The sequence below is a fragment of the Microbacterium sp. EG9 genome, from assembly GCF_059759475.1.
This window is the reverse complement of the sequence record NZ_CM186217.1, coordinates 2,146,496-2,170,831: the sequence shown is the minus strand read 5'-3', so window position 1 is coordinate 2,170,831 and position 24,336 is coordinate 2,146,496. Positions and strand designations below refer to the sequence as shown.

18 protein-coding genes and 1 riboswitch are annotated in these 24,336 nt (G+C 71.3%); of the genes, 11 read left to right on the top strand and 7 right to left on the bottom strand.

Annotated elements, in window-relative coordinates; genetic code table 11:
• The first annotated feature begins 245 nt into the window (after positions 1 to 245).
• The 7 genes from AC6CQV_RS10215 to AC6CQV_RS10185 all read left to right on the top strand — a co-directional run bounded on the left by AC6CQV_RS10215 (position 246) and on the right by AC6CQV_RS10185 (position 9,758).
• Positions 246 to 872, top strand: coding sequence for a hypothetical protein (locus AC6CQV_RS10215; RefSeq protein ID WP_498259400.1), 627 nt, complete (start codon positions 246 to 248; stop codon positions 870 to 872).
• A gap of 75 nt (positions 873 to 947) precedes the next feature.
• Positions 948 to 1,136, top strand: a complete 189-nt coding sequence (locus AC6CQV_RS10210; RefSeq protein ID WP_498259399.1) for a hypothetical protein — start codon at positions 948 to 950, stop codon at positions 1,134 to 1,136.
• Positions 1,137 to 2,113: 977 nt separating this feature from the next.
• Positions 2,114 to 2,818: a hypothetical protein gene (locus tag AC6CQV_RS10205; RefSeq protein ID WP_498259398.1), complete on the top strand. Its 705-nt coding sequence runs from the start codon at positions 2,114 to 2,116 to the stop codon at positions 2,816 to 2,818.
• Between the two features lie 230 nt (positions 2,819 to 3,048).
• Positions 3,049 to 5,199, top strand: coding sequence for a phosphate acetyltransferase (gene pta / locus AC6CQV_RS10200; RefSeq protein ID WP_498259397.1), 2,151 nt, complete (start codon positions 3,049 to 3,051; stop codon positions 5,197 to 5,199).
• Positions 5,196 to 6,386 (top strand): acetate/propionate family kinase, encoded by a 1,191-nt coding sequence (locus AC6CQV_RS10195; protein ID WP_101305791.1) that lies wholly within the window; start codon positions 5,196 to 5,198, stop codon positions 6,384 to 6,386. Before pta ends, AC6CQV_RS10195 begins: the two co-directional genes overlap by 4 nt.
• Positions 6,387 to 6,453: 67 nt before the next feature.
• Complete coding sequence (locus tag AC6CQV_RS10190) at positions 6,454 to 7,182, top strand: HAD family hydrolase (RefSeq protein WP_061782345.1); 729 nt, start codon at positions 6,454 to 6,456, stop codon at positions 7,180 to 7,182.
• Between the two features lie 32 nt (positions 7,183 to 7,214).
• Positions 7,215 to 9,758, top strand: coding sequence for a glycoside hydrolase family 65 protein (locus AC6CQV_RS10185; protein ID WP_498259396.1), 2,544 nt, complete (start codon positions 7,215 to 7,217; stop codon positions 9,756 to 9,758).
• 42 nt (positions 9,759 to 9,800) lie between these two features.
• Here the strand turns inward: AC6CQV_RS10185 and AC6CQV_RS10180 are convergent, their stop codons facing one another.
• The 3 genes from AC6CQV_RS10180 to AC6CQV_RS10170 form a co-directional block, all read right to left on the bottom strand.
• Positions 9,801 to 11,177 carry an HNH endonuclease signature motif containing protein gene (locus AC6CQV_RS10180; RefSeq protein WP_498259395.1) on the bottom strand — a complete coding sequence of 459 codons (1,377 nt, stop codon included), beginning with the start codon at positions 11,175 to 11,177 and terminating at the stop codon, positions 9,801 to 9,803.
• A gap of 188 nt (positions 11,178 to 11,365) precedes the next feature.
• Complete coding sequence (locus AC6CQV_RS10175; protein ID WP_498259394.1) at positions 11,366 to 12,076, bottom strand: helix-turn-helix domain-containing protein; 711 nt, start codon at positions 12,074 to 12,076, stop codon at positions 11,366 to 11,368.
• The gene (locus AC6CQV_RS10170) at positions 12,069 to 13,556 is read right to left on the bottom strand and encodes an APC family permease (RefSeq protein ID WP_498259393.1); all 1,488 of its coding nucleotides are present in this window, start codon (positions 13,554 to 13,556) and stop codon (positions 12,069 to 12,071) included. The genes AC6CQV_RS10175 and AC6CQV_RS10170 overlap by 8 nt, the downstream gene beginning before the upstream one ends.
• 219 nt (positions 13,557 to 13,775) lie before the next feature.
• On the opposite strand from AC6CQV_RS10170, the gene AC6CQV_RS10165 reads away from it, so the two are divergent.
• From AC6CQV_RS10165 to AC6CQV_RS10155, 3 genes are read left to right on the top strand one after another with little or no spacing between them, the layout of a single operon-like run.
• Positions 13,776 to 15,260, top strand: a complete 1,485-nt coding sequence (locus tag AC6CQV_RS10165; protein WP_498259392.1) for an APC family permease — start codon at positions 13,776 to 13,778, stop codon at positions 15,258 to 15,260.
• 57 nt (positions 15,261 to 15,317) lie between these two features.
• On the top strand, positions 15,318 to 17,306 hold the full coding sequence (locus AC6CQV_RS10160) for a primary-amine oxidase (RefSeq protein ID WP_060960006.1): 1,989 nt from the start codon (positions 15,318 to 15,320) through the stop codon (positions 17,304 to 17,306).
• Positions 17,307 to 17,310: 4 nt separating this feature from the next.
• Positions 17,311 to 17,823, top strand: coding sequence for a hypothetical protein (locus tag AC6CQV_RS10155; RefSeq protein WP_498259391.1), 513 nt, complete (start codon positions 17,311 to 17,313; stop codon positions 17,821 to 17,823).
• Positions 17,824 to 17,914: 91 nt separating this feature from the next.
• On the opposite strand, the gene thiD is transcribed toward AC6CQV_RS10155, so the two are convergent.
• The 4 genes from thiD to AC6CQV_RS10135 all read right to left on the bottom strand — a co-directional run bounded on the left by thiD (position 17,915) and on the right by AC6CQV_RS10135 (position 22,068).
• Complete coding sequence (thiD, locus tag AC6CQV_RS10150; protein WP_498259390.1) at positions 17,915 to 19,348, bottom strand: bifunctional hydroxymethylpyrimidine kinase/phosphomethylpyrimidine kinase; 1,434 nt, start codon at positions 19,346 to 19,348, stop codon at positions 17,915 to 17,917.
• Positions 19,345 to 20,028 carry a thiamine phosphate synthase gene (gene thiE / locus AC6CQV_RS10145; protein WP_498259389.1) on the bottom strand — a complete coding sequence of 228 codons (684 nt, stop codon included), beginning with the start codon at positions 20,026 to 20,028 and terminating at the stop codon, positions 19,345 to 19,347. Before thiE ends, thiD begins: the two co-directional genes overlap by 4 nt.
• Complete coding sequence (thiM, locus tag AC6CQV_RS10140) at positions 20,025 to 20,828, bottom strand: hydroxyethylthiazole kinase (RefSeq protein WP_498259388.1); 804 nt, start codon at positions 20,826 to 20,828, stop codon at positions 20,025 to 20,027. The genes thiE and thiM overlap by 4 nt, the downstream gene beginning before the upstream one ends.
• A riboswitch (TPP riboswitch) is annotated at positions 20,821 to 20,915 on the bottom strand. (Overlaps the previous gene by 8 nt.)
• Positions 20,916 to 20,964: 49 nt before the next feature.
• Complete coding sequence (locus tag AC6CQV_RS10135; RefSeq protein WP_498259387.1) at positions 20,965 to 22,068, bottom strand: NAD(P)-binding domain-containing protein; 1,104 nt, start codon at positions 22,066 to 22,068, stop codon at positions 20,965 to 20,967.
• Positions 22,069 to 22,154: 86 nt separating this feature from the next.
• Between AC6CQV_RS10135 and AC6CQV_RS10130 the strand changes: the two genes are divergently transcribed.
• A complete protein-coding gene (locus tag AC6CQV_RS10130) occupies positions 22,155 to 24,335 on the top strand; it encodes a DNA polymerase III subunit gamma and tau (protein WP_498259386.1) in 2,181 nt (726 codons plus the stop codon).
• Position 24,336: the final 1 nt, after the last annotated feature.

The window sequence follows — 24,336 nt, the reverse complement described above, 5'->3', positions numbered from 1 at the left end:
GCGGCGTTGCCATCCACCACCGCAGCGCCGTCTGTCACGACGCGCACGTCCTACGGTTCGACCCAGGGCGCGGCACCCCGAGGTCGACCACCGTCGACCCAGCTAAGCTACATCTCACCGGCGCAGAAGAGCCGTGATGACGCGATACAGCGTGTGACGCCAGCGGCCGGTTGAGCGTAGGAGATCGTCGAAGGGAAACTTCTCTTGGTCAACCTCCCGGCTCCCGCGCGTAAAGAGAAGCGCTGATGCTCGGTATCGAGTTCGTCAAGGCGTCATCGCGTATTGGTGCGTGGATGTACTTGTTTCTGCTTCTCTGTAGCGGTCTGGCATGCGCGGCGCTCTTCTCCATCGGCCTCGTTCGCGGGGACTATCTTCAAGTAGCCTGGGCCTTCGGCTTGCTCGGCTCTGCCGCAATCCTCATTTATCAGTCGCAGATCAAGCCGCGAAAGATCGTGCAGAGAGTTGCGCGCAACGCAACGGAGTCCGGGCATTTCGCGCTCGCTCTCGCGGCCGTCGCCATCTTTCCTCATGGGCCCGAGGATCGACGCGGGATGAGAGATGATGGCGCCGGTGTCCTCTATGTGGACAGGTCGCGTGTGCGCATCATCGATCGACATGGGGTGCCGCTCATCGACTTACCGTCCGATCGGATCGTCAGCGTAGCCAGCGTTCGGTTCCTCCCCCTGCCGGGGCACGCTCGCGCCGTGCGAGTCACCGATGTGCAGGGACGAGTGTGGGACGCTTACCTGATCGGCGGTGGCGTTAGGCTCTTCTTCCCACCGAAAGACACCCGCGTCGACGAGGCCAGCCGTGCGGTCGCCTCGATTCTCAGGCTCGGCGCTGGTGGGGACGTCTCCAGTGCGGACAACTGATTGGGGATTGAGGGATGAAACGGCGACGAGGCAGCTTGCGAGTGGCCACGCAGCCGGCGGGTTGAGGATGACCTGATGCGAAAGTTAGTCGCCAGCTCGGCCCTGTTCGTTGCCGTTGCGGTGATGACCGTCGTGCAGCTCGTGCTCCTTGCGCCGGAACTCGCTGCAGGCTCGGACAGAGTGTTGATTTTCCTCCTCATTGCGGGCGTGACTGTCGGGGCAGTCGTTCTGTACTTGCTTTGCTTGACCATTCCCAATCTGTAGAGAATTCATTGGCTGAGGCGTCGATTCCCGGCAAAGTCTCCATCGGCAGTATCGTCTTCGCTCGTCGGCTCGCATCCGTTCGTGCGGAGCTCGTTGAGAGCGTGGGGCCGACGAACGTCCCGTTTCGCCGTATGAAGAAGATCGACTTCGTGCCCACGCGAGAAGGCGCCCTCGGACTCTTCGCCGTCCTCGAGGAGAGCAAAGTCGCGGCCATCGCCGCTTCCGTCGACGATGTCCGCCTCCTCCGACGATGAAGAGAAGAATCCGGCTCCCCTGATAGGGCTACCCGTCTTGAGGTGAGCGTCCGAGTTCCGGTGCGGGCGCAGACTGGGCCGTGCTGCGGCGTATGAGGGACCGTGGTTCTTGGAGTCCGGTGAGGTGATCGTTCTCGACGAACCGGTAGATGGCATGCGGCTCGTGGAGAGTGCTGAGGTCGCACCTGTCAGTGGTCAGGAGTACCAGCTCGCGGGTGGTGGGCCGTCGTTGGTGTATTGGGGCCGGTTGAGTGGGATGATGCTGACGGGCACTGGGCGCAGGTGAATCATTCGCTCAGCAGGCCGAGCTTCACTGACCTGCTGTGCCCGGGATCGTAAGCGTCTCGGTGCGCTCGGACAAAGTGGTGCGGATCTGGCGCTCGGCGCTAGTGCTGAGAATCGCAGGGTTGGACGGCGTGCCGGGTTTTTAAGACACATGTGCAGGGGTGGCTCACTATCCTGTTCGCGATGTTCCTGCTTCCCTTGGGGGATGATGATCCTCGTCTTCCGAGCGTGAATCTTCGAGTCAATCGCTCGCTCACAACGTCTGGCCGACCACGCGGTTTCGGAAAGGTTGCTTGGTGGTGACGCGGATGATGGGCAGCTCGGCCAGCATCGCGATCTGTAGGAGCATGTGAAGTCGGCATCAGATGAACGTTCGTGAACTGGTGCCTACCGCAGCAGGTACGGGCATTGCCCTCCGGGACAGAGGTTTGGTTGCACGTGAACGCCGATGATGATGCGCTTCGCCACGAGATCGCGCTCCAGGGCTTCGACGCCAGTGTGCCGGCTACCCGTGAGATCTACGCTCTGGTACAGGCGAAGAGGCTGGGCAAGAGCACACGATACACATTCGCTCTCGCCTTCGACGGCGGCCAGCGAGGTGTCGAAGCGGTGCTCGCCGACGACCCAGATACTGTTTGCGTGGGGCGGGGCTGTGTCGCCGTTGGGGTCGACGAGCTCACCCCCACGCTGCTCGACTGGCGAATCAGGAGACCAGGGATCGAAGCCCGTCTGCTCGTTCGTGAGCCTGCCCCGTTGATTCCTCTTGGCCCAGGGAGCCGGCGTCCGGTCGCGATGGGGCCGTTTTCGCTCGAACAGCAGCTTTACGCCGCTCGTCTGCTGCCGTACATGGGAGTATCGCTCTTCGGAGTGCGGACCATCTGGCACGAGGATTCCGCCACGTTGCGCGACAGGTATTCCCTCGCGCTCACCGACACACGAGAGAGCGCGGTCGCCCTGGTCGGTGAGCGCTTCCGTCACGACTTCCCGCACGTCGACGTTGGGACGGTGATGGTGGAGGTCGACGATACGCGACTGGAGACGGTTTCTGGGTCGGCGACCGTCTACGCGACGTCTCGACAATCCAGACTCGACCTTCCCTCATACGTTCACGAGTTCGGACTCGGCGCGATCGAAGTGTCGTGACCCCACTCCATAGATGTGAACGATCAGCATCAGTCTCGCCGAGCTGACGCATCCGGGCTGGAACCAGCGCGCCTGAAGCGAGGTGGTATCGCGTCGTGGCGCCGTGCAGCGCAGAGACGGGTGCACATGGCCATGCCCACCCGTGACCGCGCCCTGCTTCCGTCCCGCCGGAAGGTTTTCTCCGGCAGATCCCTCACGGCCCCGCGGGGGCCCCGCCTAGGCTGGAACCCGTGGCGCAGAGCATCTACATCACCTCCACCGAGGGCCTGTCCGGAAAATCCACGATCGTTCTCGGAGTGCTGGACGCGCTGAGCCGTTCCACTCCGCGGGTCGGGGTGTTCCGCGCCATCGCGCGCTCCATCGACGAGCGCGACTACGTGCTCGAGATGCTGCTCGACCACATCGGCGTCGACCTCGACTACGAGGAGGCGGTCGGCGTCACCTACGACGACGTGCGCAACGACCCGGATGCCGCGCTCTCGCGCATCGTCGAGCGGTTCAAGGCCGTCGAGGCGAAGTGCGACGCGGTCGTCGTCGTCGGCAGCGACTTCACCGACGTCGGCTCCACGAGCGAGCTCGGCTACAACGCGCGCATCGCCGCGAACCTCGGCGCGCCGGTGCTCGTCGTGCTCAACGGGCGCGGCCACGAAGGCGACCGTCTCGGGGTCAGCGAGGCGCGCACGCCGCAGCAGCTGGCGCAGCTCACCGCGCTCGCGCTCACCGACATCACGCACCAGCGCGCCGAGCTGTTCGCCGTGATCACCAACCGCGCCGACCCCGATCACCTGGACGAGATCAACGCGGCGATCGGCGAGGTCGTCCGCGACATCCCGGCCGTCGACGGCAGTCGCGAGGCCGACGTGGCCGTGTGGTCCATCCCCGAGGACGTGTTCCTCGTCGCTCCCGCCGTACGCGACATCATGCTGACCCTCGGCGGCACGCTGCTGCGCGGCGACGAGGCCCTGCTCGTGCGCGAGGTGCTCGACGTCGTCGTCGCCGGCATGTCGCTCAACAACATCCTTCCGCGACTCACCGAGGGCGCCATCGTCATCGCCCCCGCTGACCGCACCGAGGTGCTGCTGGGCCTGCTGCTGGCCAACTCGTCGGGGACGTTCCCGTCGATCGCGGGCATCATCCTCAACGGCCCGTTCCCGCTGCCGCCGGCGGTCCAGGACCTGATGGTCGGCCTCGACTCGCCGCTGCCGATCATCCAGACCGACCTCGACACGTACGACACCGCGGTGCGGGTCATGGGCACCCGGGGTCGTCTCGCGGCCGGCTCGCAGCGCCGGTTCGACACCGCCCTGGCCCTGTTCGAGCAGCACGTCGACACCGACGAGTTCACGCGCGCGCTGGGCCTCGCCCACTCCACCGTGGTCACGCCGCTCATGTTCGAGTACCAGCTGCTGGAGCGCGCCCGCACGGGACGCAAGCGCATCGTGCTGCCCGAGGGCGGCGACGACCGCGTGCTCAAGGCTGCGGCGACGGTGCTCGCCCGCGGCATCGCCGACCTCACGATCCTCGGCGACGAGGCCGAGGTGCGCGGCCGGGCCGTCGAGCTCGGTCTCGACCTCGGCGCCGCACAGGTGCTCAGCCCCTTCGACCCCCAGATCGTGCACCGCTTCGCCGAGGAGTACGCGGAGCTGCGCAAGCACAAGGGCATCACGTACGAGAAGGCGGCCGACACCATCACCGACGTCTCGTACTTCGGCACGATGATGGTGCACCTCGGCCTGGCCGACGGCATGGTCTCGGGCGCCGCGCACACCACGGCACACACGATCCGTCCCGCCTTCGAGATCATCAAGACCCGGCCCGGCGTCTCGGTCGTCTCGAGCGTGTTCCTCATGGCGCTCGCCGACCGGGTGCTCGTCTACGGCGACTGCGCGGTCATCCCCGATCCGACGGCGACGCAGCTGTCCGACATCGCGATCTCGTCCGCCGCGACCGCTCGTCAGTTCGGCATCGACCCGCGTATCGCGATGCTCTCCTACTCGACCGGCGAGTCGGGTTCGGGCGAGGACGTCGACAAGGTCCGCGAGGCCACGGCCTTCGTGCGCGAGCGCGCACCGGAGCTGCTGGTCGAGGGACCGATCCAGTACGACGCGGCCGCCGACGCCGCCGTCGCCAAGGCGAAGATGCCCGATTCCGCTGTCGCCGGACGGGCCACCGTGTTCGTGTTCCCCGACCTCAACACGGGCAACAACACCTACAAGGCCGTGCAGCGCTCGGCGGGCGCGGTCGCCATGGGCCCCGTCCTCCAGGGGCTCAACAAGCCGATCAACGACCTGTCGCGCGGTGCGCTGGTCGAAGACATCGTCAACACGATCGCGATCACCGCGATCCAGGCGCAGAACCAGCAGCAGGGAAACAACGCATGACCGTCGTCCTCGTCATCAACAGCGGCTCCTCGTCGTTCAAGTACCAGCTCGTCGACGTCGAGTCGCAGACGGCGCTCGCATCGGGACTCGTCGAGCGCATCGGACAGGAGATCGGGTCGGCCCGGCACAAGACGGGGGATGCCGACCACACGCGCGAGCTGCCCATCCCCGACCACACCGCCGGCTTCCGCGTGATGCTCGACGCGTTCGAGGAATACGGCCCGTCGCTCGTCGAGACCCCGCCGTCGGCCGTGGGCCACCGCGTCGTCCAGGGCGGCGCGCGCTTCTTCCGTCCGACGCTCATCGACGACCTCGTCGAGATCAACATCGACGAACTCTCGGTGCTCGCGCCGCTGCACAACCCCGGAGCGCTGCAGGGGATCCGCGCAGCACGCGCGGCCTTCCCCGCCCTGCCGCACGTCGCGGTCTTCGACACCGCGTTCCACCAGACGCTGCCCCCGGCCGCCTACACCTACGCGATCGACCAGACGATCGCGCGCAAGCACCGCATCCGCCGTTACGGCTTCCACGGCACCAGCCACAAGTTCGTCAGCGAGGCCGCCGCCGACTATGTGGGACGGCCGCTGCGCGAGCTCAAGCAGCTCGTGCTGCACCTGGGAAACGGCGCCTCGATCACCGCGATCGACGGCGGGCACTCCGTCGACACCTCGATGGGGCTGACGCCGCTGGAGGGGCTCGTGATGGGGACGCGCTCCGGCGACCTCGATCCCTCCGTGCTGCTCGTGCTCGCCCGGCGTGAGGAGATGAGCCCCGGAGACCTCGACGACTTCCTCAACAAGCGCAGCGGCATGGTCGGTCTCGCCGGTGTCTCCGACATGCGTGACATCGAGGACCGCCGCGAGGAGGGCGCCGGTGCGGCCATGCTCGCCTTCGACGTCTACATCCACCGGCTGCGGGCGTACATCGGCGCCTACATCGCGCAGCTCGGCGGGGTGGATGTGATCTCGTTCACGGCCGGGGTGGGGGAGAACTCGCCGCTCGTGCGTGCGGAGGCCCTGGCGACGCTGGGATTCCTCGGTATCCGTGTCGACGCGGAGCGCAACGAGGCCCGCGAACGCGGCATCCGCACGATCTCGACCGACGACTCGAGCGTCACGGTGCTCGTCGTGCCGACCAACGAGGAGCTCGAGATCGCCCGTCAGACGCTCGCGGTCGTGGCCGACTGACCGGCCGATCCGCCGCGACGCGGCTCACCGATACGCGACGTCCGCACCTGCCCACTACGCTGAATCCGTGACAGCCGACCTTCCCGACCTCAGCGCTCTCGACGGCGTGCTCTTCGACCTCGACGGCGTGCTGACCCCGACCGCCGAGGTGCACATGCACGCGTGGGAATCGATGTTCACCGAACTGTTCTCCGCGTGGGGCATCGAGCCCGCGTACACGGAAGAGGACTACTTCCGGTACCTCGACGGAAAGCAGCGCTACGACGGCGTCGCGAGCCTCCTGCGCTCGCGCGACGTCGAGGTGCCCTGGGGCGATCCGGACGACGATCCCTCCGCGGACACCGTCTGCGGCATCGGCAACCGCAAGAACGAGGTGTTCGCGCGTGTCCTGCGCGCCGACGGCATCGCGCCCTACCCGGGCTCTCTGGCGCTCCTCGAACAGCTGCGCGCAGCGGGGACGCCGATCGGCGTCGTCTCGAGCTCCAAGAACGCCGAGGAGGTGCTGGCCGCGGCCGGCATCCGCGACTTCTTCCCCGTCGTCGTCGACGGAGTGGTCTCGGCGCGCGAGGGGCTGCGCTCCAAGCCCGCGCCCGACATGTTCGCCGCCGGGGCCCGCATGCTCGGCGTCGACCCGGCGCGCAGCGCCGCCGTCGAAGACGCGCATTCGGGCGTCGCCTCCGCCGTGGCAGCCGGGTTCGGGCTCGTGGTCGGCGTCGACCGCGGCGCGGGTGCCCAGGCGCTGCTCGACCTCGGCGCGACGCTCGTCGTCGACGACCTCGCGGCGTTCGTCGCCTGATGACCGACCAGTCCGACGGAAGGATGGACAGGATGGATCGCGACCGTTTCCCGATCGACCCGTGGCGTCTGGTGGAGAAGCGCTTCTCGCTCGACGACGTCGGCGTCACCGAGACGCTGTTCGCGCTCGGCAACGGCTACCTGGGCCTGCGAGGCAACCAGCCCGAGGGTCGCCATGCCCACGAGCACGGCACGTTCATCAACGGGTTCCACGAGATCTTCCCGATCCGCCACGCGGAGCAGGCCTACGGCTTCGCCGAGGTCGGCCAGACGATCATCAATGCGCCGGATGCCAAGGTCATGCGCGTCTACGTCGACGACGAGCCCCTGTCGTTCGACGTCGCCGACATCCGCGAGTACGAGCGCGCCCTCGACATGCGCAACGGGCTCCTCACGCGCCACGTGCGCTGGATGACCCCCAGCGGCAAGGACGTCGTCATCGATTTCGAGCGCATGGTCTCGTTCGAAGAGCGCCACCTCGCCGTGATGCGTGTCACGGTCACGGTGCTCAACAGCGACGCCCCGATCACGGTGAGCTGCCAGATCATCAACCGTCAGGACGGCGAGGACGTGTACGGGGGCTCGGCTCCCGGCGGCGGCACCGCGAAGGGATTCGATCCGCGCAAGGCGGAGAAGATCGAGGACCGCGTGCTCCAGCCCGAGGAGTACTGGCAGGAGGGCGACCGCGCCGCGCTCGCCTACCGCGTGACCGCGTCGGGGATGACGATGTCGGTGGTCGCCGACCACGTGATCGAGACGGACAACGAGTACTCGTCGCGCACGCTCATCGAGCCCGACATCGCCAAGAACGTCTACCGGGTGCAGGCGAAGGCCGGGGTGCCCGTGACGGTCACCAAGCTCGTCAGCTATCACACGTCGCGCGGGGTGCCCGCTCGCGAGCTGGTCGACCGCGGACGCCGCGCGCTGGACCGCGTGGCGGCCGAGGGCATCGAGCGCCAGTTCGAGCGTCAGCGCGAGTGGATGTCGGCCTTCTGGGACCGTTCCGACGTCGTCATCGGCGGCCACGACGACCTGCAGCAGGCGACGCGTTGGTGCCTCTTCCAGCTCGCGCAGGCCGCGGCGCGCGCCGACGGTCAGGGTGTCCCCGCGAAGGGCGTGTCGGGCTCGGGCTACAGCGGCCACTATTTCTGGGACACCGAGATCTACGTGCTCCCGTTCCTCATGTACACGACGCCGATCTGGGCGCGCAACGCCCTGCGGATGCGCTACCTCATGCTGCCGGCGGCCCGGCGTCGTGCGGCGCAGCTCAACGAGGCGGGGGCCCTGTTCCCGTGGCGCACGATCAGCGGCGAGGAAGCGTCGGCCTACTACGCCGCCGGCACCGCGCAGTACCACATCAACGCGGACGTCAGTTTCGCGCTCGCCAAGTACGTGCGCGCCACCGGCGACGACGAGTTCCTCTACCGCGAGGGCGTCGACATCGCCGTCGAGACGGCACGGCTGTGGGCGACGCTCGGCTTCTGGCGCTTCACCGAGGACGGCCAACCCGAGGTGTTCCACATCCACGGCGTGACCGGCCCGGACGAGTACACGACGGTCGTCAACGACAACCTGTTCACGAACGTGATGGCGCGCTTCAATCTGCGCTTCGCGGCGCGTGCGGTGCGCGAGATGGCAGAGGACGCTCCCGAGCACTACGCGCAGATGGTCGAGCGGCTCTCCTTCGACCCGGCGGAGGCCGACGCGTGGGATGCCGCGGCCGAGGCCATGCACATCCCGTACAGCGAGGGCCTCGGCATCCATCCGCAGGATGAGGTGTTCCTCGAGCGCGAGGTGTGGGATCTCGAGAACACGCCGCGCGAACAGCGTCCGCTGCTGCTGCACTTCCACCCGCTCGTGATCTACCGCTACCAGGTGCTGAAGCAGGCGGATGTCGTGCTGGCGCTGTATCTGCAGGGCAACCACTTCACCGACGAGGAGAAGCTCGCCGACTTCGAGTACTACGACCCGCTGACCACGGGCGACTCGACGCTGTCCGCGGTGGTCCAGGCGATCCTCGCCGCGGAGGTCGGCTACCAGGACCTCGCGCGCGAGTACTTCTCGCAGTCGATCTTCGTCGACCTCGGCGACCTGCATCACAACGCCGCGGACGGCGTGCACGTCGCGTCGGCCGGCGGGGTGTGGACCGCGCTCGTCGCCGGCTTCGGCGGCATGCGCGACCACTACGGCGAGTTGAGCTTCGACCCGCGTCTGCCGAAGGACTGGCCGTCGCTGTCGTTCTCCCTCCAGTGGCAGGGGACGAGCCTGAAGGTCGAGATCACCTCCGACGAGCTGCGCGTGGATGCCGGTGCCGGCGAGCCCGTCGCGTTCTCGGTGCGGGGCGAGTCGCTCGTCGTGCAGCCGGGCGCCACGGTGGTCGTGCCGTTGCGCGGCCAGGGGCCGGAGCTGTCGGGCCGCCCCACGATCAGCGACATCGGTGAGGCGCTGCGTGAGGACGGCACACTGCTGTCGGCCTCGGTCCCGACGATGACCACCTCGATCCCGGTGATCACCGGCAGCATCCCGGTGGTCGGTGCGGTCGCGGGCGACGACGCGAACCTCGGCATCGACTCGTAGCGGTGCGACCCGGTCGCCGATGTGCCCGCGTTTCGGCGCGGGTCAGAACGGCGGCGGGTCCTCCGCGGCGGGGACGAACCTGACGGTGGCGGGTGGGCGGTCGCGGTAGTGGTGTCCGGCCGGGCTCGTCCACTCGAGCGTGCCGTTTCCGAGGTGCCGGACGCGCCACGCCGTGTGGTGCTTCGTCGTATGGTGCCGCCGGCACAGGTGGGCGAGGTTGTCGTGGGCGGTGGCGCCGCCCTGCGCGGCCGCGGTCGTGTGGTCGATGTCGCACCGCTGCGCGGGGCGGGTGCAGCCGGGGGTGCGGCAGTGCTCGTCGCGGGCGGTGAGATAGCGGCGTAGCTCCGCGCTGGGGCGGTATCGGTCCACCGCGCGGACCTCGCCGGTGTGCGGGTCGGTGAAGATCCGGTCCCAGCCGGGGGCGAGCCCCGCGAGGCGACGGGCGAGAGATGTGGCGATCGGGCCGTACCCCGCCAGCAGGGCCGGGCCGCCGGTCGGGTCACCGGCGAGGGTGAGGGCGGGGACCGTGACGTGGATCCGCGCCGCGACGGCCTCGAGGCCGGCGCCGGTCGCGCGGGTCGTCGGTCGGCCGGTGAGCAGCAGGTCGCTGAAGACGTCCGCGCGCACCTGCGCCAGCGTGCGGGCGTCCGCCCGGTGGCGGCTGCCGGTTCGCCCGCCCGTTCCCGGGCCGGTTCCCCTGCCGTCCCCGGTGACCACGGCATCCTCGTCGGCGTCGTGTCCGCCATCGGGATCGGCGTCGGCGCGCGGCGGGGCCGCGTCGGCCTCCGCCTCCGGCTCGCGGTCGAGGATCGCGCGGGCACGGGTGGTCAGCGCGTCGTGGATCGCGTGGGCGAGCGGGGCCGGGAGGTCGGCGATCAACCTCGCCATCCCGTCGTCGAGGTCGAACAGGCGCACCGAGCGCTCATCGAAGCCCCGACGGGCGGACTGGTCGAACGCGGCCGGGTCGATGCTCGCGGCGATCGCCGTGATCGCCGGCGCCGCGCGCGTCGGGGATTCGGATCGGGCGACCTCCAGCGCACGATCCTCGAAACGCGCGCGATCCTCGTCGCCGGTGAGCATGGTCCCGGTCCTGCTGATCGCCCAGGCATGACCGGCGTCGATCTCACCGGCCGCCCACGCCGCATGGGTGCGGGGGAACGAGGTCTTCAGCTGATGCGCATCGGACATCCGCCGCTGCACGCCCCTGTCGGAAGCCCGGATCGCCATGCCCAGTTCGAGGCACACTTCGCGCACCGGGAGATCCGCGTCTCCCATCCGCAGAGTCCGGCCCTGTTGCTGGGCCTCCTGCCGTGACACCGCCACCCGCTCTGCGACGAGCTCGACCGCCGCCGCGAGCACGGCCGCTTCCTCCGCCTGCGCTGCGGCGATGCGGCGCCGGGCCGCCCGCAGGCGCGTCACCAGATCATCCAACGCCGGCCAGGCCGAACCTCGAGCCGGGGCATCCGGGATCGCGTGCATCATCACCTCCGCCCGGCCGAGGCCGGGAGGCAGAACCCGCTGAAACGAGGTGGGCACGCGCGGGACTTCTCCGCCCCAGTATAGAACAAAGATTCGAAGAATACAACGGGTTCGGAAGAGACTTCGCATCACGCGACGTACGGTGCGACGTCCTCGGCGACGGGGGTCAGTCGACCGAGCAGCTCGTCCGCCTCGACGATCCGGTGCCGCGGGCCGGAGAAGGCCAGCGCGCCGGCGATGCCGCCGTCGGCGCCGCGGAGGGGGACGGCCAGGCATCCGAACCCCGCCACGCCGCCGTCGAGCCGGCGCACACCGCCGATCCGCGCGAGCTCGGCCGCCGCGGTCGTCGCGGTGGGTCCGGAATCGCCCGCGGCGACCAGCATGAGGGCGCCGAGCGCGTAGCGCTCCGGCTCGCGCGCGAGGCGCACCGGATCGCTGAAGGGGAAATCGGGATCCTCGTCGAGCAACTGCACGCGGCGGTCGACGTACACGGCGACGTGGACGCCTCCTCGTATGGTCGATCGCGCGTCGGCGACCATGTCGTGGGCGCGGGTGGGCAGTCGAGCGGGGGCGGCGGCCGCGGCCAGCTGCGCCACCTTCGACCCCAGCGCGAATCCGGACAGATCGGGGGTGCGAACGAGGTACTCGTCCTCGACGAGCAGGTTGAGCAGACGGTAGGTCGTCGCGCGCGGCAGCGCGAGCCGCGTCGAGAGCTCGCGCGCCGTCACGCCGGCGCCGAGCTCCGCGACCGCTTCGAGCACCGTGAGCGCGCTGTGGATCGCGCGCGGCTGGCGCGCGGAGAGCGTCGGCTGCGAGGGGCCGGCGCGTGTCTCAGCCATCCCGGTCATCTCGTGCGATGCCGCCGAGCACGGCCGCGGCGACGGGGACGTCGTACGCCCCCAACGGGCCGATCGGGCGGCGCAGGCGCCACGCGATCAGGGCGGCCGAGACGGCGCCGACCGCGGCGGCGATCCACACGGCGGCGCTGCCCGCCGCGATGTCGGCCGCCGCGAAGGCGACCACGGCCCCCGACAGCGCGACGGCGGCGCACAGGGCCGTCACCGCGACGAGCGGCGTCAGCTCCCCGATCCTGCGCAGGAACAGCGGCACCGCGATGCAGGCGAACACGTACGAGACGATGTAGCCGATGCCGCCGAGGGCGATCGTGATGTGCATCGCGTCGCGGAGGTCGACGCCGCAGACGACGAGCGCCAGCGGAATGCCCACCACCGCGGGCAGGGCGATCGCGATGGCGCCGATGGGCGTGCCGTAGCGCGCGTGGGTGCGTCCCGCGAGGCGCGGCATGACGTCGTCGCGTCCCATCGCGAACAGCACCCTCGCCAACGCCGTGGTCGACCCGATGGCGCACGCCAGGAAGGATGCCGCGATGCCGAGGTCTGCGACGCTCGCCCACCCGCCGATGCCGAACGCGTCGGCGAGCTCGTTGAGCGGCGACGCGCTGGCGGCGAAGTCGCGGCCCAGCGCGGCGAACCCGGCGACCTGGGCGGCCGCGGCCAGGAGGTAGAGCAGCAGCGAGATCACGACGGTGGCGCGGACGGCGCGGGGGATCGTCCGCAGCGGGGTGCGCGCCTCCACCCCGAGCGTCGCCGCGCTCTCGAACCCGACGTAGGCGGTCAGGGCGATGAGCGCCCCGGCGCCCACGCCCAGCGGCGTGTCGGCGGCGGGCGACGGCAGCAGCGCCGCCGGATCGACCGGACCGATCCGCGTCAGCAGCACCACGAGCAGGACGACGATGAGCACGACGGAGGCGAACTCCACGAGCAGCGCGACGCGAGCGGAGAGGCGGATGCCGCGGACGAGCACGAGAGTCAGCAGTCCCGCCTCGGCCAGCAGGACGCAGGCGATCCCGAGCGGTGCGTCGGCGGCCGGCCAGAACGGCCGGAGCAGGAGGGTGGTGTAGTAGGCGCCGCCGAGGAGCGCGAACATCGCGACGGCGGCGTACCCGACCACGGCGGCGGTTCCCGTCGCGAGTCCGCCCGCCGGCCCGAGTCCGCGCGCCGCGTACGTGTACAGCGCGCCCGACGCGGCGAGGCGGCGCGCGAACTGGCCGACGGCCGAGGCGACCAGCAGGCTCAGGACCCCGGCGACGAGCACCGACACGATGACGCCGCCGGGCGACACGCCGGCGACCAGGACCGTGACCGTGGTCGCCGCCGCGGCCGGGGCGACGGCGGCGACCGACTGCGCCATCACGTCGATGAACCCGACGCTGCGCCGGTCCAGGCCGTGCAGCGGTGAGCGTCCGCCGAAGTCGCGGACCGGCGCGGGGCTGCGGATCGCGCGCTCCAGTGCGGTCATCGTCCCTCCTTGCCCGCCGATGCTAGGGCGGCGCCGTTGCCGCCCCACGTCTCTCGTGTTTCCGCCTGGTTTCCCCGAATGAGACGCCGCCGGCGGGCACTCCCATTCCGGGAGCGCGGGATTTTCACGGCCCGGAGACGGCGCCGTGACGGCCCTGCGCGACGATCCCGGTATCCGTTCCTTCCGCCTCGCTCCGCACCCCGATCTGGAGACGTCATCATGACGAGAATCGACTCACCCGGCGCCGCCACCCCATCCGCCGCGTCGCCCGCCCGCGCCCTGACGGGCTCGCTGGGCGCGACGGCCATCGTCTTCATGGTCGTCGCCGCGGCGTCGCCGCTCACCGTCATCGGGGGTGCGGCGCCCCTCGGCATCCTGATCGGAAACGGGGTCGGCTTCCCGGCCCTGTACGCCGTCAGCGCCGTCATCCTGCTGCTGTTCTCCGTGGGTCTCGCCGCGATGTCGCGGCACATCCCGCGGCCGGGCGCCTTCTTCACCTACGTCGGCTACGGCCTCGGACGTTCGACGGGACTGGCGGCGGCATGGATCGCGATGCTGACCTACACGACGATCCAGGTCTCGGTGTACGGCTACGTCGGCTACATCCTCTCCTACACGCTCGCGTCGACGGCCGGGATCTCGCTGCCGTGGTGGCTGTTCTCGCTGCTGGTCATCGGACTGGTCGGCATCCTCGGCTATCGGCACATCGACCTGTCGAGCAAGGTGCTCGGGGTGCTGCTGATCGCGGAGGTCGGTGTCGTCGTCGTGCTCGTCGCCGTCGTGCTGTTCCGTGCCCCCGAGGGGCTGAGCCTCGCCCCCTTCGAGCCCGCCAACATCGCCAGCGGCTCGCCGGGGGTCGGGCTCATGTTCGCCATCGCGGCCTTCATCGGCTTCGAGGCCACCGCCATCTTCCGCGACGAGGCCCGCGACCCGGATCGCACCATCCCGCGGGCCACCTACATGGCCGTGATCGGCATCGGCGTCTTCTACACCGTGGCCTCGTGGGGTCTCGTGATGGCGTGGGGACCGAGCGCGATCGTCGACGAGGCGGCCGCCGATCCGGGCAGCCTCATCCTGCGCACGATGGCCACCTACCTGGGACCGATCGGGGAGATCGTCACGAACGTGCTGCTGATCACGTCGATGTTCGCGTGCGTGCTCTCCTTCCACAACGTCGTCACCCGCTACCAGCACTCGATGGCCACCGCCGGCGTTCTGCCCGAGCGGCTCTCCGCCGTGCACCACCGCCACCTGTCGCCGCACGCGTCCTCCATCGTCCAGACCGTCACGGCCGCCGTGCTGACGGGGGTCTTCGCGGCCTTCCAGCTCGACCCGGTGCTGGCCGTCTTCACGTGGTTCGCCGGCGTCGCCACGCTCGCCATCGCCATCCTCATGGCCGTCACCTCGGTGGCGGTGATCGTCTACTTCCTGAGGCGGCGCTCCGACCGGCGGGTCTGGAACACCATCGTCGCCCCGGCGCTCGGGTTCGCCGGGCTCGTCATCTCGGCGGCGCTCATCGTCGCCTACTTCCCGATCATGGTCGGCGATGTGGATGCCGAGGGCGCCCCGGTGTTCGGCGGGCTGAGCTGGTTCCTCATCGGGCTCGTCGTGCTCTTCCCCGCTCTGGGCTACGTCCAGGCCGCGTGGATCCGCGCGCGCCGCCCCGCCGCCTACGCGAAGCTCACCGACGCCATCGCCGGCTGAGCACCCTCGAACGCCGCACCCCACGAAAGCCCCACCCCTCGAACGAAGGACATCCGGATGACCCTCACCGACCTCACCGCGTCGGGCTTCGCCGCCCCCGCCGTGCCCGCCCACCCGCTGGCCTCCCTCTCCGCCGCCGAGATCGACGCGGTCCGCACGATCGTGCTGGCGCTCGCGTCGACCACCGATCGCGTCCGATTCGTCTACGTCGGACTGGAAGAGCCGGCCAAGGGCGAGATCGCGGCCTGGGAGCAGGGCGGGCCCGCGCCCGAGCGGCGCGCACGGGTGCAGCTGCTCGACATGGCGACGACCCGGTCGAGCGACCTCGTCGTGTCCCTCGCCAGCGGCGAGGTGCTGCGCGAGACGGTGCTCGACGGAACGGCGGGACAGCTCCCGATCCTCGATGCGGAGTTCGAGGAGGTCGGCGTGATCGCCGGCGCCGACGAGGGATGGGTGGCCGCGCTCGCCGCCCGCGGTCTGACGGTCGAGGACGTCGTGCTCGTTCCGCTGTCGGCGGGACACTACGGGTACCCGGCCGAGGAGGGACGACGCATCCTCCGCACCTTCGCCTTCCGACAGGATCACCCCCAGGACCATCCGTGGGCCCATCCCGTCGACGGCCTCACGGCCTACATCGACGTCGCGGCGCGCTCGGTGATCGAGATCGTGGACACCCCCGGGTTCGCGGTGCCCGAGACGAGCGGCAATTACGACGATCCCGCCCTCCAGGGCCCGCCCCTCGAAGGGCTGAAGCCGATCGTCATCACTCAGCCCGAGGGGTCGAGCTTCACGGTCGACCAGGAGCACGTCGTGTGGGGGGACTGGGATCTGCGCATCGGTTTCGACGCGCGCGAAGGGCTGATCCTGCGCCAGCTGAGCTTCCAGGGACGACCGGTCATGTACCGCGGCTCGATCAGCGAGATGGTCGTGCCGTACGCCGACCCCGCGCCCAACCGCTTCTGGCAGAACTACTTCGACACCGGCGAGTACCTGTTCGGGCGCTACACCAACGAGCTGGAGCTCGGGTGCGACTGCGTCGGCGACATCACCTATGTCGACGCGGTGCTCGCCGACGAGCTGGGGATGCCGCGGACCGTCCGCAACGGCGTGTGCATGCACGAGGAGGACTTCGGCTCCCTCTGGAAGCACACCGACATCTTCACGGGGGCCAGCGAGGTGCGCCGCCAGCGCCGGCTCGTGATCTCCTTCTTCACCACGGTCGGCAACTACGACTACGGCTTCTTCTGGTACCTGTACCTCGACGGCACGCTCGAGTGCGAGGCGAAGCTGACCGGCATCCTCTTCACCTCCGCCTACCCCGGCGCGGACTACCCGTTCGCGTCGCAGGTGGCACCCGGCCTGGGCGCCCCCTACCATCAGCACCTCTTCTCGGCCCGGCTCGACATGACCGTGGACGGCGTGGCGAACGTCGTCAACGAGATCGACGCGGTGCGGGTGCCGATCTCGCCGCAGAACCCGGCGGGCAACGCCTTCACGAAGAAGGTCACGCCCATCGTGTCGGAGAAGGTCTCCGGCCGCGTCGCCGACGGCGCCGTGAACCGGGTCTGGCAGATCGCCTCGACCGAGCGGACCACGGCGATGGGCCAGCCCACGTCGTACGTGCTCTTCCCGACGGAGACCCCCGTGCTGCTGGCGGACGACGACTCCTCGATCGCCGCGCGCGCCGCCTTCGCGACCAAGAACCTCTTCGTCACGAAGTACGACCCGGACGAGCGGTACGCGGCGGGGGACTTCGTGAACCAACACCCGGGCGGCGGCGGCATCCCCGCCTTCATCGCCGGCGACGAGCCGCTGGTCGGCGAGGACCTCGTGCTGTGGCACACCTTCGGCCTGACGCACTTCCCGCGCAACGAGGACTGGCCGGTCATGCCGATGGACTACGCGAAGTTCACCCTCAAGCCGTACAACTTCTTCGAGCGCAACCCCGCGCTGCATGTTCCCGCGCCGACGTCCGCGCACTGCGCGCCCGGTCATGATCACGGCGGTCACGGTCATGACCACGGCGGTCACGGACACCACAGTTGAGAACGTGACCCTGCACCTGTTCGCGCTCGCGCCCGCCACGATCGGACTGTGCTGCCTGGCAGCCGACCGGCGGCGGGCGCGAGCCGGGGAGCTGGCGACCGCGCTGCTCATGCTCATCGCGATGGCGGATGCCGCGGTGACGCGGCTCGTGCCGGTGGTGTGGTGGGTGGCGATGCTCCTGGCCGGGGCGATCGCCCTCTCGGCGGCCGGTGGACGGCGTCGAGGATCCGGCCGGTCCGCGGACGCCGTACGGATGCCCATGGGACTGCATGCCGCCGCGGGCATGGTCGTGATGGCGGCACTGATGCTCGCGATGACCGGCGGCGGGGTCGCCGACGCCGCGCATCACCACGGGGCGTCCGCTCCGGCGCTCGCACCGGTGGGCGTGGCGCTCGCCGGCGCCTATGTGCTCGGATCGGTGCGGGTGGCCGTGCGGGCGCGCACCGCGCTGGATCGCGGGCAGTACGCGGCGATGGCGGCATCCGTGGGTCTGATGTCGCTCGCCCTCGTCGTCTGAGGCGCCCTCTCGTCCACAGGCCGTTCCGTTGACGCGTGCGCAGGAAACCCGGGTCTGGTCTCCGGCGTGAGCGTCAACGGGATCGTCACCCTCAGGGGGCGTCGAAGAAGGCGAGCTCGTGACGCATCGACCGCTCGAACGCGGCGGACATCCGGTCGCGGTCGTCCGGGGATGCCGCGGCGGCTGCCGCGTCGGCGATCGCGATCGCCCGCCTCGTGGCCTCCGCGAACGCCGGGTCGCCGTAGGCCCGCAGCCAGTCGGCGTAGGGGTGCGCGTCGTGCGCGAGCGGCGCGAGCCGGGTGCCGAGGTCGGCGTAGAGCCAGAAGCAGGGGAGCACGGCGGCGACCAGCTCCGCAGAGGAGCCGCCCGCGACGACCCGGTCGAAGTGGGCGAGATAGCCGCGCGTGGCCGGGCCCGGCTCGGGGTGGGCCTCGCCGATGCGCACGCGGTGGAGGCGCTCCTCCTCGAGGAGGCACGAGGCCGACGCCTCGGTCCAGAAGGCGCGCTCCTGCCCATCCGCCGCGAGCTCGGCGGCGCGGGCGAGCACGCGGGAGTATGCCCGCAGATACAGGGCGTCCTGCGCGAGGTAGCGATGGAAGCGGTCGAGGTCGAGGGAGCCGTCGCCGAGGCCCGTCACGAGGTCGCACGCGTCGACGTCGGCGCGAACGGTCGAGGTCAGCCGCCACACGCCCGCGCTCCACGGCGCCCCGTCCCGCAGCGCGGGGCGCAGCTCGTGGAAGTGGTCGACGGGTCCGTCGCCCTCGCCGACGCGAAGGGCGTCGGCATGCTGCAACGCGCCCGTCAGCCACGCCTTCGCCCGTGCCAGCGCCGCCGGCCACGGCATCCCGGCGGCGCCGAGCGTGGCCATGGCGGAGGACAGCGAGCACCCGGTGCCGTGCGTGTGACGGGTCATCACGCGGATGCCGGAGACCTCGTGCACGCCGTCGGCGTCGACGATCGCATCGGGAGAGGCGGCGCCGTCGAGGTGCCCGCCCTTCAGCAGCACGGCCGTCCCGGTCTCACGGTGCAGGCGTTCGGCCTGCGCCACGGCCTGCGCCCACGATGCGGCGGGCGCGGCGTCGACGAGGACGGCCAGCTCGGGCAGGTTCGGGGTGACGAGGTGGGCGCGGCGGCACAGCCGACGGACGGCCGCCACCGCCTCGGCGTCGAGGAGCCGGTCGCCGCTCGTGGCCACCATCACCGGATCGAGGACCACCACCGGCGGACGCACCCGCGTCAGCCAGGCCTCGACGACGCCGGCGATCTCGCCCGAGAGCAGCATCCCGATCTTGACCGCATCGATCTCGACGTCATCGCTGACCGCGCGCAACTGCTCGTCGAGGAACGCTGTCGGCGGCGCGTGCAACGTGCGCACGCCGCGGGTGTTCTGGGCGACGAGCACCGTGACCACCGCCATCCCGTACCCGCCGAGCGCGCCGATCGACTTGAGGTCGGCCTGGATGCCCGCCCCACCGGTCGGATCGGTCCCGGCGATGCTGAGCACGCGGGGGATGCCGGCGGTCACCGGGCCGCCTCGGCGGCGTGCTCGGCGGGGCCGGTCAGAGCGGCGGCGAAGACCCCCGCCGCCGCGCCCGGATCGGCGGCCGCGCAGATCGCCGAGACCACCGCGACGCCCGCGGCGCCCGCGGCCCGGAGGGCAGGGACGTCGGCCGGCGTCACGCCCCCGATCGCGACGCAGGGCAGTGCGGTCGCGGCGGCGATCCTCGCGAACCCGCCGATGCCGAGCGGCTCGGGGTGATCGGGCTTGGTCGCGGTGGGCCGGATGACCCCCACCCCGAGGTAGTCGAGGGTGCCGGCGGGCATCTCGGCCGCGGCGGCGAGATGGGCGGGGGTGTTCGCCGTCCAGCCGACCAGCGCGTCGGCGCCGAGCAGGGCACGGGCGGTCTGCGGGGGCACGTCGCTCTGGCCCAGGTGGATGCCGTCGACACGGGCGCCGGCGTCACGGGCCGCGAGCACGACGTCGAGCCGGTCGTCGACGACGAGCGCCGCCCGTGCGGCGACGACATGCGACAGAGCGACCGCCTGTGCGATCAGCTCGCGGGCGGTGGAGGTCTTCGCGCGCAGCTGCACCACGCTCGCCCCGCGGGCCACGGCCGCATCGACGATCTCGCACAGCAGCGGGAACGGGACGCGCTCGTCGGTGACGAGGTGCAGCGAGAGGTCGTGACCGGTGGCCCCGCTCATCGTGCGGGCTCCGCAGACGAGAGACGATCGGGGGTGTCGAGGTCGGCCGGCGCCACGGCGGCCAGAGCGTCGAGGAACGCCACCGCGAACGAGCCCGGCCCGCTGGCCGCGCGCGCCGCCCGTTCCGCCGCGACGGCGTGCACGGCGGAGGCCGCGACCGCCGCCGACAGCGGATCGCACACGCCCAGGAAGGCCGCCATGGTCGCACCGAGCGCGCATCCGCCTCCCGTCACCCGGGTCAGCAGCGCATCGCCGCCGTGCACCCGGACGACCCGGGTGCCGTCGGTGATCAGGTCGACCGGCCCCGACACCGCCACCACCCCGCCCGTCCGCCGGGCGAGCGCGACCGCCGCGTCCCCCGCGGCCTCCGGGTCGTCGGTGGCATCCACGCCGCGTCCGCCCGCCCCGAGGCCGGCGAGTGCGAGGATCTCCGACGCATTGCCGCGCACGATCGTGGGTCGGCGCTCGACGAGCTCGGCGGCGAGGGCCGTCCGCACCGGGAGCATGCCGACGGCGACGGGATCGAGCACCCAGCGCTCGGTCGCCGCGACCGCTTCGCGCGCCGCGGTGCGCTGCTCGGCCGTCGGCGTGCCGAGGTTCACGAGCACGCCGTCCGCGATGCCCGCGAACACGCCCGCTTCGCCGGGGATGTCGCACATCGCGGGGGCGGCGCCCAGGGCCAGGAGGGCGTTGGCGGTGAAGTTCGTCACCACCGCGTTGGTGATGCACTGCACCAGCGGATGGGCCGTGCGCACGGCATCCACGGCGTCGGCGGGGGAGAGGTGGGCGCGCGCGCTCATCAGGGGACATCCCTTCGCTCGTACGAACGAGATCAGGTTCGACGGGTGTGATCTCAGCCCATGGTTCGGGCACCCCGTGTCGTTGACCAGGAATGTAGCAGTGCGTCGCCGCGGGCGCGAACCCGCCGTCGGCGCCTCAGACCGGAGCGGCCGCGAGGTCGGCCACGATCGCGCGGACCGCATCGCGGCCGGCGCGGTTCGCGCCCACCGTCGACTGCGACGGCCCGTAGCCGATGAGGAACAGCCGCGGCTCGTCCACGGCACGACCGTTCGCCACCCGGACACCGCCGAGCGCGGTCCGCAGCCCCAGCGGGGCGAGATGGGCGATGTCGGCGCGGAAGCCGGTGGCCCACAGGATGACGTCGGCGGGCTCGAACGACCCGTCGGGCATCCGTACCCCGTGCTCCTCGATGCGGGTGAACATCGGGTGGCGCACGAGGACGCCGCGCTCCTGTGCGCGCCGCGCCCAGGGCGTCCAGTGCTGGCCCGTCACCGAGATCACGCTGCCCGGCGCCTCGCCGCGCCGCACCCGCTCCTCCACGCCCGCGATCGCCGCGACACGGGCCGCGGTGTCGAACTCCGCGGCATCCCACCGCACCTCCCGCCGCGTGACCCAGAAGGTGTCGGCGACCCGGGAGATCTCCTCCAGGAGCTGCACGGCCGAGATGCCGGCGCCCACGACGACGACGCGCTGACCGCGGAACTCGTCGGCCGACACATAGTCGTGCACGTGCAGCTGGCGGCCCGCGAACTGCTCCTGACCCGGGTAGTGGGGCCAGAACGGCCGTCGCCAGGTGCCCGTGGCGTTGATCACGAACCGCGCGTGCCAGGCTCCGCGATCGGTGTCGACCTCCAGGAGGCCGTGCGGATCGGCGTCGACGCGGCGCACGGCGGTGACGTCCACGGGCCGCTGGACCCTCAGATCGTATCGCCGCTCGTAGTCGGCGAAGTACGCCGGGAGCACGTCGGCGCTCGCCGCGTCGGGGTCGGCCGGGGGAACGGGGGCTCCCGGCAGTTCGTGGATGCCGTTGACGGTCGCCATCCGCAGCGAACGCCACCGATGCTGCCAGGCGCCGCCCGGAGCGGCATCGGCGTCGAGCACGACGAACACGGGGGCGCGTCCGTCGCCCGGTGCCGGGACGAACCCGCGGCGGCGCAGATGGTAGGCCGCCGACAGTCCCGCCTGGCCGGCGCCGATCACGAGGACGTCCACCGTCCGGTCGGGCAGGGCGAGACTCATGCCCATCCCAACGCGGTCCGGCCGCAGATGTTCCCGCCGGGGCGCCCGCCGCGCCGCATGTCGGGGGCACGCCGTAGTCTGTTCTGGTGACCACCGCCCTGTACCGCCGCTACCGTCCGGAGACGTTCGGCGAGATGATCGGGCAGGCGCAGGTGACCGAGCCGCTCATGACCGCCTTGCGCGGCGACCGCGTCGGGCACGCGTATCTGTTCAGCGGCCCGCGCGGCTGCGGCAAGACGACGTCGGCGCGCATCCTCGCCCGCTGCCTGAACTGCGCGGCGGGCCCGACCGACACCCCCTGCGGCGTCTGTGACAGCTGCGTGGAGCTCAGCCGCGGAGGCGGGGGCTCCCTCGACGTGGTGGAGATCGACGCGGCCTCGCACAACGGCGTCGACGACGCCCGCGACCTGCGTGAGCGCGCGATCTTCGCCCCCGCGCGCGACCGGTTCAAGATCTTCATCCTCGACGAGGCGCACATGGTGACGGCGCAGGGGTTCAACGCCCTGCTCAAGCTCGTCGAGGAGCCGCCGGAGCACGTCAAGTTCATCTTCGCGACGACCGAGCCCGAGAAGGTCATCGGCACGATCCGCTCGCGCACCCACCACTACCCGTTCCGCCTCGTCGCGCCCGCCGCGATGCTCGAGTACGTCGAACAGCTGTGCGCCCAGGAGGGTGTGCAGACGGAGGCGGGCGTGCTGCCGCTCGTGGTCCGCGCCGGCGGGGGGTCGCCCCGCGACACGCTGTCGCTGCTCGACCAGCTCATCGCCGGATCCGATCCGGTCGACGGCGCCGCCGGTGCGACCGTGCGCTACGAGCGCGCCGTCGCCCTGCTCGGCTACACGCACGGCGCCCTGCTCGACGAGGTCGTCACGGCGTTCTCGGCCCACGACGCGGCCGCCGCCTTCGCGGCCGTCGACCGCGTCGTGCAGACGGGTCAGGACCCGCGTCGTTTCGTCGACGACCTGCTCGAGCGTCTGCGCGACCTCATCATCGTCGCGGCCACGGGAGACGGTGCCGGCGCGGTGCTGCGCGGCATCCCGGCCGACGAGCTCGAGCGGATGGGCCGTCAGGCGTCCGCGTTCGGCACTGATCGCCTCTCGCGCATCGCCGATCTCGTCGTCGGAGCCCTCGACGACATGAGCGGTGCGACGTCTCCGCGGCTGCAGCTGGAGCTGCTCGTCGCCCGCGTCCTCGCCCACACCGCCGGATCCGTTCCGGCGGCGGCCCCGGACTCGCCGCCGGTGGCCGTGCCTGCCGCGGCTCCCGTCGCGGAGCCGCCGGCCGCGCCGACCCCGCCGGCTGCCGCCGCGCCGACCCCGCCGACCCCGCCGGCCACCGCCGCGCCGGCCGCACCGGTCGCGTCGACTCCGCCGGAGGAACCGGTCCCGCCGGCGGTCGCCGTACCGACTCCGCCGCCGGCCGCCGCTCCCGTGCCGCCGGCAGGTCCCGTGACGCTGCCGCAGGTGCGCGACGCGTGGCCCGAGATCCTGCAGCGGCTCGAACCGGTGAGCCGGTCGTCGTGGATGATCGCGACCGACGCCACCCCGATCGCGTTCGCCGACGACGTGCTGACCCTCAGCTTCCGGACGCAGGGCGACGTGGCCGCCTTCAAGAAGCTCGCGGCCGGGAAGGGACCGAGCGAAGACCTGCGCGGAGCGATCCACGCTGTCCTCGGCATCCGGGTCAAGTACGTCGCGCGCTTCGACGCCGACCCGCCGGCCGACGGTGCTCACGCGGAGCCCCCGCGCCCCGCATCGCCGCCCGCGACCGCGCCCGCTCCCACCGGCGGCGCGCGCCCGGGCGGAGGCGGACGGACGGGCGGCACCGTGGCCTCCGCGGCCGCCGCGCCCGTGACGGAGTGGGCCGTCGCGCCGATCCCGACCGATCCCGGCCCGGTGGCGGCCGCGCCGTCCGCTCCCGTCGCCTCCGCCCTGACGGAGGCGCCCGGGCTCGCGGTCGACGACGAGCCCGGGGATGCCGTGGCGGTGCCCGTCCGCACGCTGACGGCGGTCCGCGAGGCGCCGTCCCCGGCAGCGGCCGAGTACACCCTCACCGACGACGACGCTCCGGACGACGACGAGTTCCCGCCGCCCGTCGACGACGCGCCCGTCCCGCCGCGGGCGCCCGTGGCCGTCGAGCGTCCCGCCCCCGTACGCGCCCCGCGCCCCGGCGGGATCGAGCGCGTGGGGGAGGCGGTCGTGCGCCAGGTGCTGGGAGCGACGTTCGTGCGCGAGGAACCGTACACGCCGCCGACGAGGTTCAACTGAT

Excerpts from the sequence above, each read along its gene's own strand:
- AC6CQV_RS10215 (WP_498259400.1), top strand. The coding sequence starts at position 246 with ATGCTCGGTATCGAGTTCGTCAAGGCGTCATCGCGTATTGGTGCGTGG.
- AC6CQV_RS10210 (WP_498259399.1), top strand. The coding sequence starts at position 948 with ATGCGAAAGTTAGTCGCCAGCTCGGCCCTGTTCGTTGCCGTTGCGGTG.
- AC6CQV_RS10195 (WP_101305791.1), top strand. The coding sequence starts at position 5,196 with ATGACCGTCGTCCTCGTCATCAACAGCGGCTCCTCGTCGTTCAAGTAC.
- AC6CQV_RS10185 (WP_498259396.1), top strand. The coding sequence starts at position 7,215 with ATGGATCGCGACCGTTTCCCGATCGACCCGTGGCGTCTGGTGGAGAAG.
- AC6CQV_RS10175 (WP_498259394.1), bottom strand. The coding sequence starts at position 12,076 with ATGGCTGAGACACGCGCCGGCCCCTCGCAGCCGACGCTCTCCGCGCGC.
- AC6CQV_RS10170 (WP_498259393.1), bottom strand. The coding sequence starts at position 13,556 with ATGACCGCACTGGAGCGCGCGATCCGCAGCCCCGCGCCGGTCCGCGAC.
- AC6CQV_RS10165 (WP_498259392.1), top strand. The coding sequence starts at position 13,776 with ATGACGAGAATCGACTCACCCGGCGCCGCCACCCCATCCGCCGCGTCG.
- AC6CQV_RS10160 (WP_060960006.1), top strand. The coding sequence starts at position 15,318 with ATGACCCTCACCGACCTCACCGCGTCGGGCTTCGCCGCCCCCGCCGTG.
- thiE (WP_498259389.1), bottom strand. The coding sequence starts at position 20,028 with ATGAGCGGGGCCACCGGTCACGACCTCTCGCTGCACCTCGTCACCGAC.
- thiM (WP_498259388.1), bottom strand. The coding sequence starts at position 20,828 with ATGAGCGCGCGCGCCCACCTCTCCCCCGCCGACGCCGTGGATGCCGTG.
- AC6CQV_RS10135 (WP_498259387.1), bottom strand. The coding sequence starts at position 22,068 with ATGAGTCTCGCCCTGCCCGACCGGACGGTGGACGTCCTCGTGATCGGC.